Raw genomic sequence first — 14,900 nt, 5'->3', positions numbered from 1 at the left:
ATCCCTATGGCCACTCTCGTTCTCGGCGCGGCCGGCGCCGCCATCGGCGGGTCGATCGGCGGCGCCATCCTCGGCGTCAGCGCCGCGACCATCGGTGGCTTCGTGGGCTCGACCATCGGCTCGGTCGTCGACAGTTGGATCGTGTCCTCGCTTGCGCCGACCCAGCGGATCGAGGGGCCGCGGCTCGACAGCCTCCGGATCACGTCCTCGACCGAGGGCGCCGTCATCCCGCGCGTCTACGGCCGGATGCGCATGGGCGGGAACGTGATCTGGGCGACCGACTTCCGCGAGGAGACGAAGACCACCACGCAGGGCGGCGGCAAGGGCGGCGGCGGGGGCGGCAAGGTCAAGACCACCGAGTATCTCTACTACGCCTCCTTCGCGGTCGCGCTCTGCGAGGGCCCGATCACCGGCATCGGGCGCATCTGGGCGGACGGGAAACTCCTCGATACGGCCGGCATCACCTGGCGCTGGTATCCGGGTGACGAGAGCCAGACGGCCGATCCGTTCATCGCGGCGAAGATGGGCACGGCGAACACGCCGGCCTATCGCGGTATAGCCTATGTCGTCTTCGAGGACCTGCCGCTCGGGAACTACGGCAACCGCCTGCCGCAGCTCTCCTTCGAGGTGTTCCGTCCGCTCGCCGATCCCGACACCGCCGAGGGGCTGACGCAGGCCGTCACCATGATCCCGGCCTCGGGCGAATTCACCTACGCGACGCAGGGCATCCGCAAGGGCAGCGGCGGCGCGCAGACGCCTGAGAACCTGAACGCGCTGTCGGACACCGCCGACATGGTCGTGGCGCTGGACCGGCTGCAGGCGATGGCGCCCAAGGTCGAGAGCGTTAGCCTCGTCGTCGCCTGGTTCGGAAACGACTTGCGCGTGGGCGACTGCACGATTCGCCCCGGCGTCGAGGTGTCGGCCAAGAGCACCAGCTCGCAGATATGGAGCGTCAACGGCGTCTCGCGCGCCGCCGCGCATCTTGTCAGCCGCGATGACCAGGACCGGCCTGTCTATGGCGGCACGCCGGCCGACTTCGCGGTGGTGCAGGCGATCAAGGAGATGAAGGCCCGCGGACTGCGGGTCACCTTCTATCCCTTCATCCTCATGGACGTGCCGCCCGGCAACACGCTGCCGACCCCCTACAGCGACAACGCCGCCGAGACCGGCCAGCCTGCGTTCCCCTGGCGCGGCCGGATCACCTGTTCGCCAGCTGCAGGCTATGCCGGCAGCGTGGACAAGACCGCCACGGCAGCGAGCCAGGTCGCGGCCTTCTTCGGTAGTGCCAGTCCTTCAGACTTCGCAATCTCGGGCGAGACCGTCAGCTGGACCGGGCCATCTGGCGACTGGGGTATGCGCCGCATGGTGCTTCACTATGCCCATCTCTGTGCGGCGGCGGGCGGGGTTGATGCGTTCCTGATCGGCACCGAGATGCCGGGGCTGACGACGATCCGCTCCGGAGCCAGCACCTATCCGGCGGTGCAGGCCTATCGGGACCTGCTCGCGGATGTCCGCGCGATCCTCGGGTCCGGGACGAAGATCGGTTATGCCGCCGACTGGAGCGAGTATTTCGGTCACCAGCCGGGCGACGGCTCTGGCGACGTGTTCTTTCACCTCGACCCGCTCTGGGCGGACAGCAACGTCGATTTCGTCGGCATAGACAACTACATGCCGCTGTCAGACTGGCGCGACGGGTTCGAGAACCTCGACGCGGCAGAGGGCTGGCCCGCGATCTACGACCGGGCCTACCTGCAGGCGAACGTCGCGGGCGGCGAGGGCTTCGACTGGTTCTACGCCAGCGCGGCGGATCGCTCCGCGCAGGTCCGCACCCCGATCACGGACGGGGCCGAGGGCAAGCCGTGGGTTTTCCGCTACAAGGATCTCCGCGCCTGGTGGTCGAACGCACACTACAACCGCCCCGGCGGGGTAGAGAGCGGGACGCCGACGGCATGGGTGCCGCAATCCAAGCCGATCTGGTTCACCGAGCTCGGCTGCCCGGCAATCGACCGGGGCACCAACCAGCCCAACGTCTTCTTCGATCCGAAGTCCTCGGAGAGCTTCACGCCTTACTTCTCCCGCGGTTGGCGCGACGACGCGATCCAGCGGGCCTATCTCGAGGCCACGTATCTCTGGTGGGGCGATGCCGCGAACAACCCGCTGTCCTCGGTATACGGCGGCCGGATGGTGCACGTCCCCGAATGCGCCGCATGGACCTGGGACGCGCGGCCGTACCCATTCTTTCCGGCGCTGACCGACGTCTGGACGGACGGCGCGAACTGGCGGCTCGGCCACTGGCTGACCGGACGGCTCGGGGCGGTCTCGCTGGCGGCGCTGGTCCGGCATCTCTGCCTGCGCGCCGGGCTGCCCGAGGACCGCATTGACGTCACTGGTCTCTGGGGCGCGGTCGAGGGCTACGCCATCGGCGCGCTGGAAAGCCCGCGCGCCTCGATCACCACGCTGTCGCGGCATTTCGGCTTCGACGCCGTCGAGACCGAGGGCGTCATTCGCTTCGTCATGCGCGGGCGCGCTGCCGTTGCGAGTGTGAGCCCCGACGACCTGGTCGCCGCCCGCGAGGGCGACGTCCTCGAACTGACCCGCGGCCAGGAGACCGAGCTACCCCAAGCCCTGAAATGGCAGGTGGCCCGCGCAGACGAGGACTACGACGCCGCCCTCGTGGAGGCGCGGCGGATCACCGTGGACACGACGCGCATCGCGTCCGAGTCCTTCCCCATGGCGGTGCCGCCCGAGGAGGCCGAACGCCGCTGCCGCCGTGCCCTGATGGAGGCCTGGACGGGCCGCGAGAGCGCGGTCTTCCGCCTGCCGCCCTCGCGGCTGGCGCTCGATCCCGCCGATGTCGTGTCGTTCGCCCATGACGGCCGCGCCGTCCCGCTGCGGCTCGTCTCCATCGCCGACGCGGACGCGCGCGGCATCGAAGCCGTCCGCCAGGACCGGGAGGCCTACGACCTGCCGCCCGGCGCGCCGCGACCCTCGGCGCTGTCGCAGGCCGTCGTGTTCGGCGCGCCAGAGGCGGTGCTCCTGGACCTGCCGCAGCTGACCGAGGACGAGCCCGCGCATCGGCCCTTCGCCGCGGCGCATGCCGTGCCTTGGCCCGGTGAGATCGCCGTGTTCCGCAGCCCCTCGACGGACGGCTTCGAACTGCTCACCAGCTTCGGGACGCGGGCCCGGATCGGCACTCTGGTCTCGGACTTCTACGCGGGCCCGACCTCGCGTTTCGACCTCGGCAACGTGCTTGAGGTCGAACTGCTCACCGGCACGCTGGAGAGCGTAACCGACCTGACGCTGTTCGGCGGGGCTAACGCGCTGGCCATCGAGAGCGCGTCTGGCGTCTGGGAGATCGTGCAGGCGGGCGCGGCGGAGTTGCTGGCGCCTGGCCGCTATCGCCTGATCCGGTTGCTCCGAGGCCAGCGCGGCACGGAAGGCGCTATCGGCAATCCCGCGCCCGCCGGCGCGCGGGTGGTGGCGCTCGACGATAGCCTCGCGTCGCTGCCGATCGCCGAGGCGGATCTCGGCATCCCGTGGAACTGGCGCATCGGCCCGGCGAGCCGTCCGGTCAGCGACGAGACCTATGTTGCGCAATCCTTCACGCCTCAGGGCGTGGGGCTGCGGCCGTTCTCGATCGCCCATGTCCAGCAGCCATGGCGCAAGCCGCGCGCGCCCGGTGATCTGACGATCCGCTGGACGCGCCGATCCCGCGCGCTCTCGGCCGACACCTGGGGCGGGCTTGAGGTGCCTCTGACCGAGGAACTGGAAGCCTACGAGGTCGAGATCCTCGACGGCGCCACATTGAAACGGGTGGTGAGCACCGCCACCACCAGCGTGGTCTACACCGCCACAGACCAGACCGCCGACTGGGGTGGGCCGCTCGGTCTCGGCGACACGCTCGACATCCGCATCTACCAGCTCTCCGCCCTCGTCGGGCGGGGCGCGCCCAAGACCGTCACGCTGATACTTTGAAGGCCATCCCATGTCCGACACCACGACGCATCTGCTACTCCCGTACATCATGGCGGCGCAGGCCCAGAAGCACGTCACCCACAACGAGGCGCTGCGGATCCTCGACGGCCTCGTGCAGCTCTCGGTCCTCGACCGCGATCTGACAGCGCCCCCGGCAAGTCCCGCCGACGGCGACCGCTACATCGTCGGCTCGGGCGCGACGGGCGACTGGGCGGGATGGGATCTGAACGTCGCGCTCTGGACCGACGGCGCCTGGATCCGCTTGCCACCCCGGACCGGCTGGCGTGCGTGGGTCGAGGACGAGGGGCTGCTGTTGGTCTATGACGGCACGGGGTGGATCGGGGCCACACCGGATGCGCTGCAGAACATGGCGCTGCTGGGGCTCGGCACCACCGCCGATTCGTCGAACCCGTTCTCTGCCAAGCTGAACGCCGCGCTCTGGACCGCGAAGACCGTGGCCGAGGGCGGCACCGGCGATCTGTTCTACACCTTGAACAAGGAGGCAGCGGGCGACGACCTCGGGCTGACGCTCCAGACCGGCTTCGTGACCAAGGCGCTGGTCGGGCTCTTCGGCTCAGACAGGTTCCGGCTCGCGGTCTCGGCCGACGGCAGCACCTTTTTCGACGGGCTGAGCGTCGACAACGCCACCGGCATCGTCGATCAGCCGCGGCTGCCGCGCTTCAAGGCATACACCAACTACGACAACTATGTCGGCGTGGGGACCTGGACGAAGATCGCCATCAACAACACGGACTACAACGACCAGGGCGCTTTCGACGCCGCCAACAACCGCTTCGTTGCTCCTACGGACGGCACCTACCTCTTCGGCGCGACCCTGCTCTACAAGGTGAATGCCAGCACGACTGCGCGCATGCGGGGCCGTCTGGTGCTGAACGGCACCACCGAAATCCGCGGCTCCTTCGGTGAGATCTCCGCCACCCACGTCTCGCTCGCCACCGCGATCTGGCTGCAGACCATGGCGCCGCTGACCGCAGGCGATACCGTCGAGCTGCAGGGGTATTTCCGGGTCGCCGACGGCTACTTCGCCGCCGATCACACGTCCTTCTGGGGCGCGAAGATCGGCTGAGGGAGGCGCGCCATGGCCCCACAACGCCCAGAGGACGGCTTTGTCCGCATGCCGGAGCACGAGTTCGAGGCGATCCTGGCACGCGCTGCCGAAGAAGGCGCAAAGCGCGCGCTCGCCGATGTCGGGCTCGAGGGCGACGAGGCGGCACTCGACATCCGCGACCTGCGCTCGATGCTGGACTTGCTCCGGTTGGTGCGCCGCACGGCTGTGCAAACCGTCGTCCGCGCCGTCACCACCGCGGTCTTGCTCGCGCTGCTCGCCGGCGTCGCCATCAAGCTCAAGGTCTTCGGCAACGGCCCGTAGCTCAAGCCATCCACCCTGTTCGACCCGCCGCACCCGCCCTCGAGGCGGGTTTTATCGTTTCTGGAGGACCGCAATGACCACGACCTTTTACGACCACTGGCGCGAAGCGCCAGAGCGTGACTGGCGCTAGCCGAATTTCAGCCCGGCCGAGATCGCCGGTCGGGGCACCGGCAAGCCGCTCATCAACGAACCAGCCCTCGACAAGCTGCAGGCGCTCCGCGACCGGCTGGACAAGCCGTTGATCGTCCGCTCCGCCTATCGCAGCCACGAGCACAACCGTGCCGTCGGCGGCGCGACCCGGTCGAAACACCTCGACGGCGCCGCCTTCGACATCGCCATGGCGAACCACGACCCGGCATCCTTCGAGGCGGCAGCGCGGTTTCGGCGCCCATCCGCACCGCGACATGAAGATCATCTCCTGCGTCGTCGCGGGCGCCCTGGAGCATCGCGACTCCAAGGGGTGAAATCTCAGTCATCAAACCGGGCGACGTTCAGCGGATGAGCGCGGGCACCGGCGTCGTTTACAGCGAACACAACGCCTCGAAAGCACGATCCCGTGCACCTTCTGCAGATCTGGATCATGCCTGACCAGCAAGGGCTGAAACCTGGCTTTGCGCAGCAGCATTTTGATGACCTGAACGGGAAGCCGCGCCTGATGGCCTCGAATGACGAGCGAGACGGGTCGATTTCCATCCATGCCGACGTCGACCTTTGCGCCAGCAAGCTCAATGCCGACGCGCATGTAGATCTGCGTTTGCAAAAGAAGCGGGGTATCTGGGTGCAGGTGGTCAAAGGCTTGGTGACGGTCAACGATCAACCGCTGGAATCCGGCGACGGGCTTGCCCTGGCCGAGCTCGACAACCTCGCAATCACCGCGCTGGAGAACAGCGAATTCCTGCTGTTCGATATGGCACTTTACCTGGGCCCCCGTGAGCTGGAACCCCGCCATCGAGCAGGTTTGCCCGCAAGCCGGGCAGTTGGACTCCATTGAGGCGCTGTTTGTCCCCCGCGCCCGTGACATCGGCGGGTTCAAGGTGCGCCGGGTGCTCCGGGCGGTGCCGTCCTGACGGCGGCATATGGTGGGGCATGGCCTCCGTGCCGCGACGGCGCGGATCGTGGGTCGGCGCGCCCCAAGCTCGGGCGGGGCTCGCCGACAGTCGAAAATCACTCAGGGGGTTCGACGATGCCCTTGTAATCCTCATACCCGCTGAAACGCTTTTGCAGCAACCAGCCATAGGTTTGAGGGAAATCGACTTCGGTACCGGTCGTTTCGGCGATGCCGAGCGGCAGGTCCAGACGTGGCTCGAGGAAGAAGCCGACGGATTGCCGCGCGATCCCGTGGCCGACCACCCTGTGCGGCGTTGCTGGGATGCGCCCACCGGTGATGGCCGCGATGACGTCGCCAAGGTGGATCGAGAGGCAATTGGCCTGCTGCGGAACCGCGCGCCAGGTGCCATCGGGGGAACGGGCCTGGAGACCCGGTTGCAACGACCACAGGATGGACAGGCCGGACCCGTCGGTGTGGGCTGCCGTGGAGATCTGCAACTCGCCGTCTTCGTCCTGCCGCGTTCCGATGGTGATGCCATCGGGCGGCAGGGGATAGTTGATCAGGCGCAGCGTGGAGTTGCCGGTGCGGAACAGCCGATCGAGCTTGTCGGCGGACAGACCGACGGACCGACCGACCGAATGCAGCACCGCCATCGCCACACGGTGCAGCGTGTCATGGTACTCCTCCATCGCCTGACGCCAGCCCGGCGACGGCTCCTGCTCGGGCCAGACATTGGCTTCCGCGAAGAGCCCCGTCGCCTCGGTGAGGGCGGGCGAGGGCGCCTTCGGGCCGATGTCGTACATCTCATTGTAGGCGAAACGCCCGCCGGGCTTCAGATTGTTCTCGTAGCCCCGGTACTTGTTGGTCGCGTCGGGCCTGCTGCAGATCTTCGCGACCTTGAACTTTTCCGCCTCGTCCAGGTCGAAGAACCGCAGCATCTCCCCGGCGAGCGCGTCGATCTCATCGGCGCGGGGAAACCCGGCGATAACGAAGCCTCCATGGCTCCGGATCGCTTCAACGATCTGCGCATCCACGGTATCCCGCGCCGTGTCGTCGGCACCGAACAATGCGGAAATGTCGATAGAAGTGATGTGCTCCATGGCTGATCCTCACAGGTTGAACGCGACCCTATCGGTCGCTGATCGGCCCTGTCGGATTAAGCCATGTGCCAGGCGGCTTACGGCGGTCGTCTTGGGTTCACGAACCGCCCGGACTGCGTATTGGATACGCCGAGTCCTCTCGGCAAGTCAATGACGGCGGACGGCTTCCGGGGTCAGTCCCTGTTCGCGTGGCCCTCTCGGCGAAGTTGCTTGTGCAGCTCCAGCAGGTTGCCCAGTTCGATATCGTAGGAGCCGGGCTCGGGCAGATGGGGCCGGTCGGCCGGGTCCGGGCCCCATTCCTCGGGACGGCGGATCAGCGCCGTGCGAAACCCGACTTTCGCTGCCGCGTCGAGATCGAAGGGATGGCAGGCGACCATCAGGCACTCTTCGGGTGCGAGTTGTAGCATCTTCGCTGCGCGCCCGTATGCTTCAGGCAAGAGCTTGTAGACACCAAGTCCTTCGCAGGACAGCACCGCATCCCATGTCAGGCCGTTGCGGCGCGAGGTGTCGATCACCAGCCGGTAGGACAAGAGCGTGAAGGAGGCCACGATGTAGCGTTCGCGCAGCGCGGCGAGCCCGCCCGGAACATCCGGCCATGCCGCCAGGCCATGCGGGGCGTCCCAGGCGATACGGTGGCGATCCGTTTCATCGAACCTGTCCAGCCCCTCTTCGCGCAGCAGCGTCTTCAGACTGAGCGCATGCGCTTCGTCGAAATTGTACTGGGGCGGCCCGTCATCCCCGAGGTCCAGCATCAACTCCAGGGAGACGCGGCGGAAGCGGTTCGCCATCTGGCCCCAGTCGCGGTCGATCCCGTGGCGGCGCCCGGCCGCCGCGAAGGCATCGCGGAAGCCGGTATGCCAGTCGAGCAAGGTGCCGCCGGTGTCGAAGGTCAGGGCCTTGATACCGGACAGGTTCATGGGATCATTACTGTCGCGCCGAGCGTCTTGCCGGATTCGATGGCCTCATGCGCCTTAACCGCGTCCTTCAGCGGGTATTCGTAGTTGATGTTCGCATCGAGAATGCCGTCGCCGATCGCCTTGAACAGATCCCGCGCGGTCCATTCCAGGTCGGAGCGCCTGGCGACATAATGCATGATGGCAGGCCGGGTAATGAAGAGCGAGCCGCGGCGCCCGAGGTCCTGGATGATATCGACCGGACCCGGCGGGCCGGAGACATGGCCGTAGGCGGCGCAAACACCCATCAGGCGCAGACAGTCGAGGCTGTCCTGCAGCGTGTCCTTGCCGATGGCCTCGTAGACCACGGCGCAGCCTTCACCATCGGTCACCTCGCGGACGACGTCGACGAAACTCTGCCGCGAGCGGACCACCGGGTGATCGCAGCCTGCCGCTCGGGCAACCTCGGCCTTTTCCTCGGTCGAGACGGTGCCGACGGTGGTCGCCCCGAGCGCCTTTGCCCATTGGCAGAGGATCAGCCCCATGCCGCCCGCTGCCGCGTGAACGAGGATCGTGTCGCCCGGCTGCACGGCATAGGTGCGGTGCAGCAGGTAATGCGCCGTCATGCCCTTCATCAGCAGCGCGGCAACCTCTTTGTCGTCGAGCCGCTCGGGCAGGTGCAGGAGTTTGTCGGCGGGGTAATTGCGAATCTCCGAATAGGACCCGAGCGGCGGGATGCCGTAGGCCACGCGGTCCCCGGTCTTGAACGCGGTCACGCCATCGCCCACACCCTCCACGATGCCGACGCCCTCGAACCCGATGACAACCGGCGGCGCGTCCACCTTCCACGGGTGCGAAATGCCGCCGCGGTGGTAGGTATCGGCGAAATTGACGCCGATGGCCGTATGGCGCAGGCGCACCTCACCCGGGCCTGGGTCGGGCACGGGCCAGTCTTGCCATTGCATCACCTCTGGCGGTCCCAGCCGGTGAATCACCTGTGCCTTGCTCATTGTCTCCTCCCTTTTTGTCGGTCGTGTACGCAGGCGCTACAGCACGTCCTGCCACTTCTTGTGGCGCGCGATCTGCGCCCTGGCGAAGGGGCAGAGCGGCACGATCCTGCGGCCCTCGGCGCGGGCATCGGCCACTGCGTGGGCGACCAACGCCGCCCCCGCGCCGCGTCCGCGCAGCGCGTCCGGCACGCCGGTATGGTCGATGATGATCTGTGTCTTTCCCAGGCGCGAATAGGTCAGCTCGGCCTCGTGGCCGTCTGCGACCAGCCAGTAGCGGCCCTTGCTCTCGCCTTCCTCGCGACGGATCTCTGCCGCGCCGGTCATGCCGCGGTCTCCGCGGCGAGGTGGTGCAGGATCTTCGCGTATCTCTCTTCCCCCTGAGCGCCCGTCACCAGATGCTGCTGCCCGAAGATCATCGCGGGCACGCCGGTTATGCCGCGCGAGGTCCAGAACCGTTCCTTCTCGCGCACCCGATCGGCCCGCTCGCCGCTCTTCAGCATCGCGAGGGCGGCGTCCCGGCCGAGCCCGACCTCGGTGGCGACGTCGGCGAGCACGCCCAGGTCATTGAGGTTCTCCCGGCGGGTGAAGAAGGCGCGGAAGAGGGCGAGGTTCGCCTCATGCGCCTTGCCCTGTTCCGCGGCCCAATCGATCAGCTGGTGCGCGCGGAAGGTGTTCACCATGCGCATGTCGTCGGTATAATTGAACGCGAACCCGAGCGCCGCGCCCATCTCGGTCAGCCGCGCCCGCGCCTTGATCGAGCCCTCCGGGGTCGTGCCGTATTTCGCGGCGAGGTGCTCGCGCAGGTTCTCGCCATCCTCGCCCATCTGCGGGTTCAGCTCGAACGGGTGCCAGTGCACGTCGATCCCGATCCCGGTCTCCTGCGCAGCCTTGGCCAATTGGTGATAGCCGATCACGCACCACGGGCAGACCACGTCCGAGACGATATCCACGCGCACGGCCATCATTTGTCCTCCTTGAACCGGGCGGCATTGGCTTTCGCCGCCGCGTCGATATCGCCCTTGCCGAAGGCCGAGGGGCGCGGCTCGGGCAGTTGCAGGGCCTCCTGCACGCGCGGCATGGCATCGAGCCGGTCGAACCATGCCTGCAGGTCGGGCAGCCCCTCGATGTCGACCGTGGCCCAGAAGTAACTGCGCGCCCAGGGGTAGGTGGCGATGTCGGCGATCGACATCGCGTCGCCTACCAGCCAGTCGCGGCCCCGGAGCCGGGTATCCAGCACCTCCAGCAGCCGCCGGCTCTCGTTCACGTAGCGGTCGATGGCATAGGGCACTTCGTCGCCGTTCGGCTTGGCGATGCGCTGGAAGAACATCGCCTGTCCCATCATCGGCCCGATATGACCGACCTGGAAGAACAGCCATTGCAGCGTCTCGGATCGCTCCACCGGGTCGGAGGACAGGAAGCGCCCGTATTTCTCGGCCAGGTGCCACAGGATCGCGCCGCTCTCGAAGATCGCACGCCCCTCGGCCCGGTCCCAGATCGTCGGGATCTTGCCGTTCGGGTTCATCTTCACGTAGTCGGGCGCGTGCTGCTCCTTCTTCGAGAAGTCGACATTGACCAGCTCATAGTCGATCTCGGCTTCGTGCAGGAAGATGAGCGGCTTCCACCCGTTCATCGTGTTGGCCGTGTAGAGGACGATATCAGGCCGCGACATTTTCGGCCTCCGCGAACAGGGCATCCAGATGCGCGTCGAACCGGGCGAGGTCGGTCTGAATTTCGGGGTTCTTCATCACGTCATGCGCCGAGAAGGTCGGCAGGGACGTCATGCCGAAGAACCTGGCGTTGAGATGCACCGGGCGCAGCAGGTCGTCGACGCTCATGCCCTGGAAGAACGGCTCCGCAGGGTCGTCGAAGGCTTCGCGCGGGGCGTTGAATGTGGCCGAGATCATGTAGCGCGTGCCTGTCAGCACGCCGCCCATGCCGTAATTCGCCTTGGGCGCCTCGGCGGTGCGCCCGTCGCCGACCGTCAACCGGCCGTCCATCCCGGCGGTATAGACCTCGTCCATGTATTTCTTGAACGACCACGGCACGCCCATCCAGTTCACCGGGAATTGCATGATGACGGTGTCTGCCCAGCGGTGGTTCTCCACCTCCGCCTCGACGTCATAGCCATCGGCCACGGAGGTCAGGCGCACGGCGTGACCTTGTGCCTCCAGCCGGTCCTTTGCGCGCGCCGCCAGCGTGGCGTTCAACCCGCCGGGGGCGAAGGGGTAGGGCTGGGCGCCGTTCAGAATCAGGATGTTGCTCATCGTGTCGGTCCTTGTTCTCAATTCCGCGGCCGGTTGACTCGCGGTCATCTCGGGGCCAAGTTGCTGATGCAAGGAACGGAAATCAACCAGTATACTTTTGGTAACCTAGTAAGGCGCATAGGAGGCATGTCATGGATGCAAGAGTGGAAACCGATGCCAAGGGGCGACGGCAGGTTCACGACGCCTGTATCAAGCCTTGCGCCATCGAACGCGGCATGCGGATCATCGGCGGCAAGTGGACCGGTTCGATCCTCTGGCACCTCAAGGACGGGCCGGTGCGCTTCAACGATCTGTCGCGGATGGTCGGCGGCGCATCGAAGAAGATGATCACCGAGCGGCTGCGCCAGCTTGAAACTCAGGGCCTGGTGACGCGCGAAGTGAAGGATACCGCGCCGGTGTCGGTGCAATACCAGATCACCGAACTGGGCTGCACCGCGCTGGGCTTCCTCGACGAGCTTCGGAAATGGAGCGAAAGCCTGCCCCAGAACATGGCCGATGCCTGACCTGCCGCGCCTGAAACCGGATCCCATTCCGGCCATCCAGCCGGTGCCGGAATACGCCGCCACGGGGGACCTGGCGGAGGTCTACGCGCGGACCAGGGCGGGCCTCGAGGTTCCCTGGATGGGCGTTGTCGCGATGGCCTTCGCCCACTTTCCGCGCTTCTACGGTACGCTCTGGTCGGCTCTGGAGCCTACGGCCGGCACGGAGCCATTCATTCATGCCTGCGCAGAATTGCGTGCTTGCGCGGAAAACGAGGCATCACGGCTCTCGCCGCCACCGATCCTGCCTCGATTGATCGACACGGGCTACGAGGAGCGGGAAATCGACGACATCCGCGCCTGTAACGAGGTCTTTTCGGCCGGCAACATGCTCTATCTTCTCATGGCCTCGCTGGCGCGATTACTTCTGGAAGGCAAAGATTGGCGCGGCGGCGGCAAGGCGGGCGGTCCTGCCCAGCGCCGTCCGGTTGCGCCGAAACCCGTCCTGATCGAACCGCATCACGCCGACCCGACCATCGCCGCGCTCTATGCCGACATTCGCCACACGCTGGGCCTTCCCTTCGTCAATACCGACTACCGCGCCTTCGCCCGCTGGCCGAGCTATTTCGCGCCGGCCTGGGAGGACCTGAAACGTGCCGTGGTACGCGATGACTACGAGCATCACGTTGCACGGGTCCACGACAGGGCCGTGGTACTGGCCGCGGGTCTTCCGAACCCCACTAGGCTTTCGAGCGACGCGCTTCGCGAGGCCGCCGCAGCAGATGCCACCTGCGAAGAAGTCTTGGCCGTCGTCCGCCTGTTCCAATGGCTGCTGCCCGGACTTGCACTCAACGTCGCCTTTCTGAGGGCGCAACTCGTTGACGATGGCGCTTTCGGACAGCTCACTCGCTGAAGGATATTTGCGGGCATTCTCGGGAAAGATGTTTATTACCAATGGACTGGAGCATGGAGAACATTCGATGCAAGTCCCTTCCTCTCCGCCACTTTCCCTTTGGAACGGTTTCTACGGTCTTGGCCACGCCCGGATTTTTCCGTTGTTTTCGAGGGTTATGCGGGTTGGGCTGAGCACTGGCCTTGGTGGAACGAGGCCCGAAAGCGGTCTCTCAGGGTCGATATTCTCCGGACCTGATGACTGCCCCGATTTGGTGAATTCCTTATAAGTCCTTGTAAGGGAGAAAGAAAATCCAGCGTCGGAAATTGCTTGGATTGGAGTCGCGTTAGCGTCTGTTGCGACCGGTTTCGGAATTTCTCAGGCCATGGCCCGTTCGAGCCTTTGCTTCCGACGCTCCCAATCGGGCATCACCTTGTCGAGGAGGTCAAAGAATGCTGCCCCGTGATGAGGCTCGGCCACATGGCAGAGTTCATGGGTGATCACGTAGTCGATGGCGTCGACAGGGGCCTGAACTAGACGACGATTGAGTAGCAAACGTCCGGCCGGTGACATGGACCCCCATCGCTGCCGGGTCTGGCGTACGATGAGGCCCATCGGCCTGAATGCCTCGGGATCCGGGAACAGGCCGAGACAGAGTTCGATCCGTTCCGGAAACTTGATGTGGGCTCGGTCCCGGTACCATGCCTCGACCAGTTCGCGTGTCACCTCCGGCCTGGTCGGCCGGCGAGTCTGCACGACGATGAAGCCGCGGATCAGCTTCACGCTTTCCCGGACATGCGGGACGACCTTCAGCCGGTATTGGCGCCCGAGGTAGAGATGAGTCTCCCCGGCGACGAACCTGCGCTCCGGCGTACGCGGCAGGAACTGGGAGAAGTACCGCTGCTGCCTTGTCACCCATGCCGCGCGCTTCCGCAGCTTGGCTTCGATGGCGTCTAGTGTCGCGTGCTCCCGGGCCGCGATCACCACCGACGCATCCGGCTCGACGGCTATCTCCAGTGTTTTCCTCGGGCGCCGAACAATCTCGTACTGGATCTCCTGCTCGCCGTACCGCAGGCAGTGCAACTCCCGTGTCATGCTGTGAACCGGGCCCGGGCAAGATCCATAATCTTGAGTTCGAGATCGTCGAGTACTTCTACGGGAAGGTCGATGTCCTTCTCGTCGCGCAGGACATCGAAGAAGTAGTCATCAATGGCGTTGCGCAGATTGTTCTGGGCCACCTCGTTCGACCAAATGTCCACAATCAGGTGCGATTTGATGATGTCGATGATCTGTTGAGCGATCGCTGCGGCCTCGACGCCGGTCACTGAATCATCGCCCTTGGTCTTGAGCTGACCATCCAGGACGCCGAAGAAGGCCTGAGCATCCTCATCGCCCCTAATGCTCTCCGGAACATCCCGCCCCCGATCCTTGCGGGCCACCTTGCTCGCGAGATCCACGACACTGTTCAGGTATTCGCGCTCGGACAGCCGCTTCTCGCGATAGGCGCGGATGGTCTCTTCGAGCAGCTGGGAGAACTGTTTGTAGAACGTCGGGTCTTCATCCATCTTCTCGGTGATTGCCCGGCGGGTGGCGCTGGCGATGCGGTCGGCCTTTGAGGCTTCGGAAACCCCCGTTTCCTCGATGACAGCCTTAAGCGCGTCGGGATCGTTGATGTTAACCACCTCGATGATGGTTTCCGCTGGCATCGCAACGACATGGTCATCGAGCAGCTTCTGAATTTTTGGTTCGAACTGTCCGTCGTCAGATAATTTGGGACGCTTGAGCGCTTTCCAGACTGGAGGCTCTGGCTCACCGCTGGTTGATGTTACGCGTTTGCAGTTTCGTGGCG

At 65.8% G+C, this 14,900-nt stretch carries 17 protein-coding genes and 1 pseudogene; 9 read left to right on the top strand and 9 right to left on the bottom strand.

Going from position 1 to position 14,900, the window contains the following annotated elements; all coding sequences use genetic code 11:
* The first annotated feature begins 6 nt into the window (after nucleotides 1-6).
* The 7 genes and pseudogenes from AVJ23_RS20180 (at nucleotide 7) to AVJ23_RS23200 (ending at nucleotide 6,356) form a co-directional block, all read left to right on the top strand.
* Entirely contained in the window at nucleotides 7-3,975 is a 3,969-nt protein-coding gene (locus tag AVJ23_RS20180) for a baseplate multidomain protein megatron (protein ID WP_058864042.1), read from the top strand.
* A gap of 10 nt (nucleotides 3,976-3,985) precedes the next feature.
* Nucleotides 3,986-5,062: a DUF2793 domain-containing protein gene (locus AVJ23_RS20175; protein WP_058864041.1), complete on the top strand. Its 1,077-nt coding sequence runs from the start codon at nucleotides 3,986-3,988 to the stop codon at nucleotides 5,060-5,062.
* A gap of 12 nt (nucleotides 5,063-5,074) precedes the next feature.
* The gene (locus AVJ23_RS20170; protein ID WP_058864040.1) at nucleotides 5,075-5,365 is read left to right on the top strand and encodes a DUF6127 family protein; all 291 of its coding nucleotides are present in this window, start codon (nucleotides 5,075-5,077) and stop codon (nucleotides 5,363-5,365) included.
* A gap of 73 nt (nucleotides 5,366-5,438) precedes the next feature.
* Nucleotides 5,439-5,747, top strand: a pseudogene (locus AVJ23_RS23595) (D-Ala-D-Ala carboxypeptidase family metallohydrolase); the annotation flags it as partial.
* Nucleotides 5,748-5,769: 22 nt separating this feature from the next.
* Nucleotides 5,770-5,829 carry a hypothetical protein gene (locus tag AVJ23_RS23590; RefSeq protein ID WP_084794820.1) on the top strand — a complete coding sequence of 20 codons (60 nt, stop codon included), beginning with the start codon at nucleotides 5,770-5,772 and terminating at the stop codon, nucleotides 5,827-5,829.
* Entirely contained in the window at nucleotides 5,810-5,953 is a 144-nt protein-coding gene (locus AVJ23_RS23585) for a pirin family protein (protein WP_367576943.1), read from the top strand. The genes AVJ23_RS23590 and AVJ23_RS23585 overlap by 20 nt, the downstream gene beginning before the upstream one ends.
* A complete protein-coding gene (locus AVJ23_RS23200) occupies nucleotides 5,946-6,356 on the top strand; it encodes a pirin family protein (protein ID WP_205626892.1) in 411 nt (136 codons plus the stop codon). The genes AVJ23_RS23585 and AVJ23_RS23200 overlap by 8 nt, the downstream gene beginning before the upstream one ends.
* 173 nt (nucleotides 6,357-6,529) lie before the next feature.
* Here AVJ23_RS23200 and AVJ23_RS20160 read toward each other — a convergent pair whose 3' ends face one another.
* The 7 genes from AVJ23_RS20160 to AVJ23_RS20130 all read right to left on the bottom strand — a co-directional run bounded on the left by AVJ23_RS20160 (nucleotide 6,530) and on the right by AVJ23_RS20130 (nucleotide 11,680).
* Nucleotides 6,530-7,513 carry a 2OG-Fe(II) oxygenase family protein gene (locus tag AVJ23_RS20160; RefSeq protein WP_058864038.1) on the bottom strand — a complete coding sequence of 328 codons (984 nt, stop codon included), beginning with the start codon at nucleotides 7,511-7,513 and terminating at the stop codon, nucleotides 6,530-6,532.
* A 173-nt stretch (nucleotides 7,514-7,686) separates the two neighbouring features.
* Complete coding sequence (locus tag AVJ23_RS20155) at nucleotides 7,687-8,430, bottom strand: HAD family hydrolase (RefSeq protein ID WP_058864037.1); 744 nt, start codon at nucleotides 8,428-8,430, stop codon at nucleotides 7,687-7,689.
* Nucleotides 8,427-9,416 carry a quinone oxidoreductase family protein gene (locus tag AVJ23_RS20150; RefSeq protein WP_058864036.1) on the bottom strand — a complete coding sequence of 330 codons (990 nt, stop codon included), beginning with the start codon at nucleotides 9,414-9,416 and terminating at the stop codon, nucleotides 8,427-8,429. Before AVJ23_RS20150 ends, AVJ23_RS20155 begins: the two co-directional genes overlap by 4 nt.
* A gap of 36 nt (nucleotides 9,417-9,452) precedes the next feature.
* Nucleotides 9,453-9,740, bottom strand: coding sequence for a GNAT family N-acetyltransferase (locus tag AVJ23_RS20145; RefSeq protein ID WP_058864035.1), 288 nt, complete (start codon nucleotides 9,738-9,740; stop codon nucleotides 9,453-9,455).
* Nucleotides 9,737-10,381, bottom strand: coding sequence for a DsbA family oxidoreductase (locus AVJ23_RS20140; protein WP_367576942.1), 645 nt, complete (start codon nucleotides 10,379-10,381; stop codon nucleotides 9,737-9,739). The genes AVJ23_RS20145 and AVJ23_RS20140 overlap by 4 nt, the downstream gene beginning before the upstream one ends.
* The gene (locus AVJ23_RS20135; RefSeq protein WP_058864034.1) at nucleotides 10,378-11,085 is read right to left on the bottom strand and encodes a glutathione S-transferase family protein; all 708 of its coding nucleotides are present in this window, start codon (nucleotides 11,083-11,085) and stop codon (nucleotides 10,378-10,380) included. Before AVJ23_RS20135 ends, AVJ23_RS20140 begins: the two co-directional genes overlap by 4 nt.
* Entirely contained in the window at nucleotides 11,072-11,680 is a 609-nt protein-coding gene (locus tag AVJ23_RS20130; RefSeq protein ID WP_058864033.1) for an NAD(P)H-dependent oxidoreductase, read from the bottom strand. The genes AVJ23_RS20135 and AVJ23_RS20130 overlap by 14 nt, the downstream gene beginning before the upstream one ends.
* A 143-nt stretch (nucleotides 11,681-11,823) precedes the next feature.
* On the opposite strand from AVJ23_RS20130, the gene AVJ23_RS20125 reads away from it, so the two are divergent.
* Together AVJ23_RS20125 and AVJ23_RS20120 are read left to right on the top strand one after the other, a co-directional pair.
* On the top strand, nucleotides 11,824-12,183 hold the full coding sequence (locus tag AVJ23_RS20125; RefSeq protein ID WP_240484742.1) for a winged helix-turn-helix transcriptional regulator: 360 nt from the start codon (nucleotides 11,824-11,826) through the stop codon (nucleotides 12,181-12,183).
* Nucleotides 12,176-13,072 (top strand): hypothetical protein, encoded by an 897-nt coding sequence (locus AVJ23_RS20120; RefSeq protein ID WP_058864031.1) that lies wholly within the window; start codon nucleotides 12,176-12,178, stop codon nucleotides 13,070-13,072. The genes AVJ23_RS20125 and AVJ23_RS20120 overlap by 8 nt, the downstream gene beginning before the upstream one ends.
* A gap of 357 nt (nucleotides 13,073-13,429) precedes the next feature.
* Here AVJ23_RS20120 and AVJ23_RS20115 read toward each other — a convergent pair whose 3' ends face one another.
* Together AVJ23_RS20115 and AVJ23_RS20110 are read right to left on the bottom strand one after the other, a co-directional pair.
* Nucleotides 13,430-14,146, bottom strand: coding sequence for a M48 family metallopeptidase (locus tag AVJ23_RS20115; protein ID WP_058864030.1), 717 nt, complete (start codon nucleotides 14,144-14,146; stop codon nucleotides 13,430-13,432).
* The coding region (locus tag AVJ23_RS20110; RefSeq protein ID WP_205626891.1) for a type I restriction enzyme endonuclease domain-containing protein at nucleotides 14,143-14,900 on the bottom strand (758 nt) is incomplete at its 5' end. The genes AVJ23_RS20110 and AVJ23_RS20115, both read right to left, overlap by 4 nt.

This window comes from Pseudoponticoccus marisrubri, assembly GCF_001482405.1.
GTDB lineage: Bacteria > Pseudomonadota > Alphaproteobacteria > Rhodobacterales > Rhodobacteraceae > Pseudoponticoccus > Pseudoponticoccus marisrubri.
Note: the sequence above shows the minus strand (reverse complement) of the source record. Positions and strands in the feature narration are given on the sequence as shown.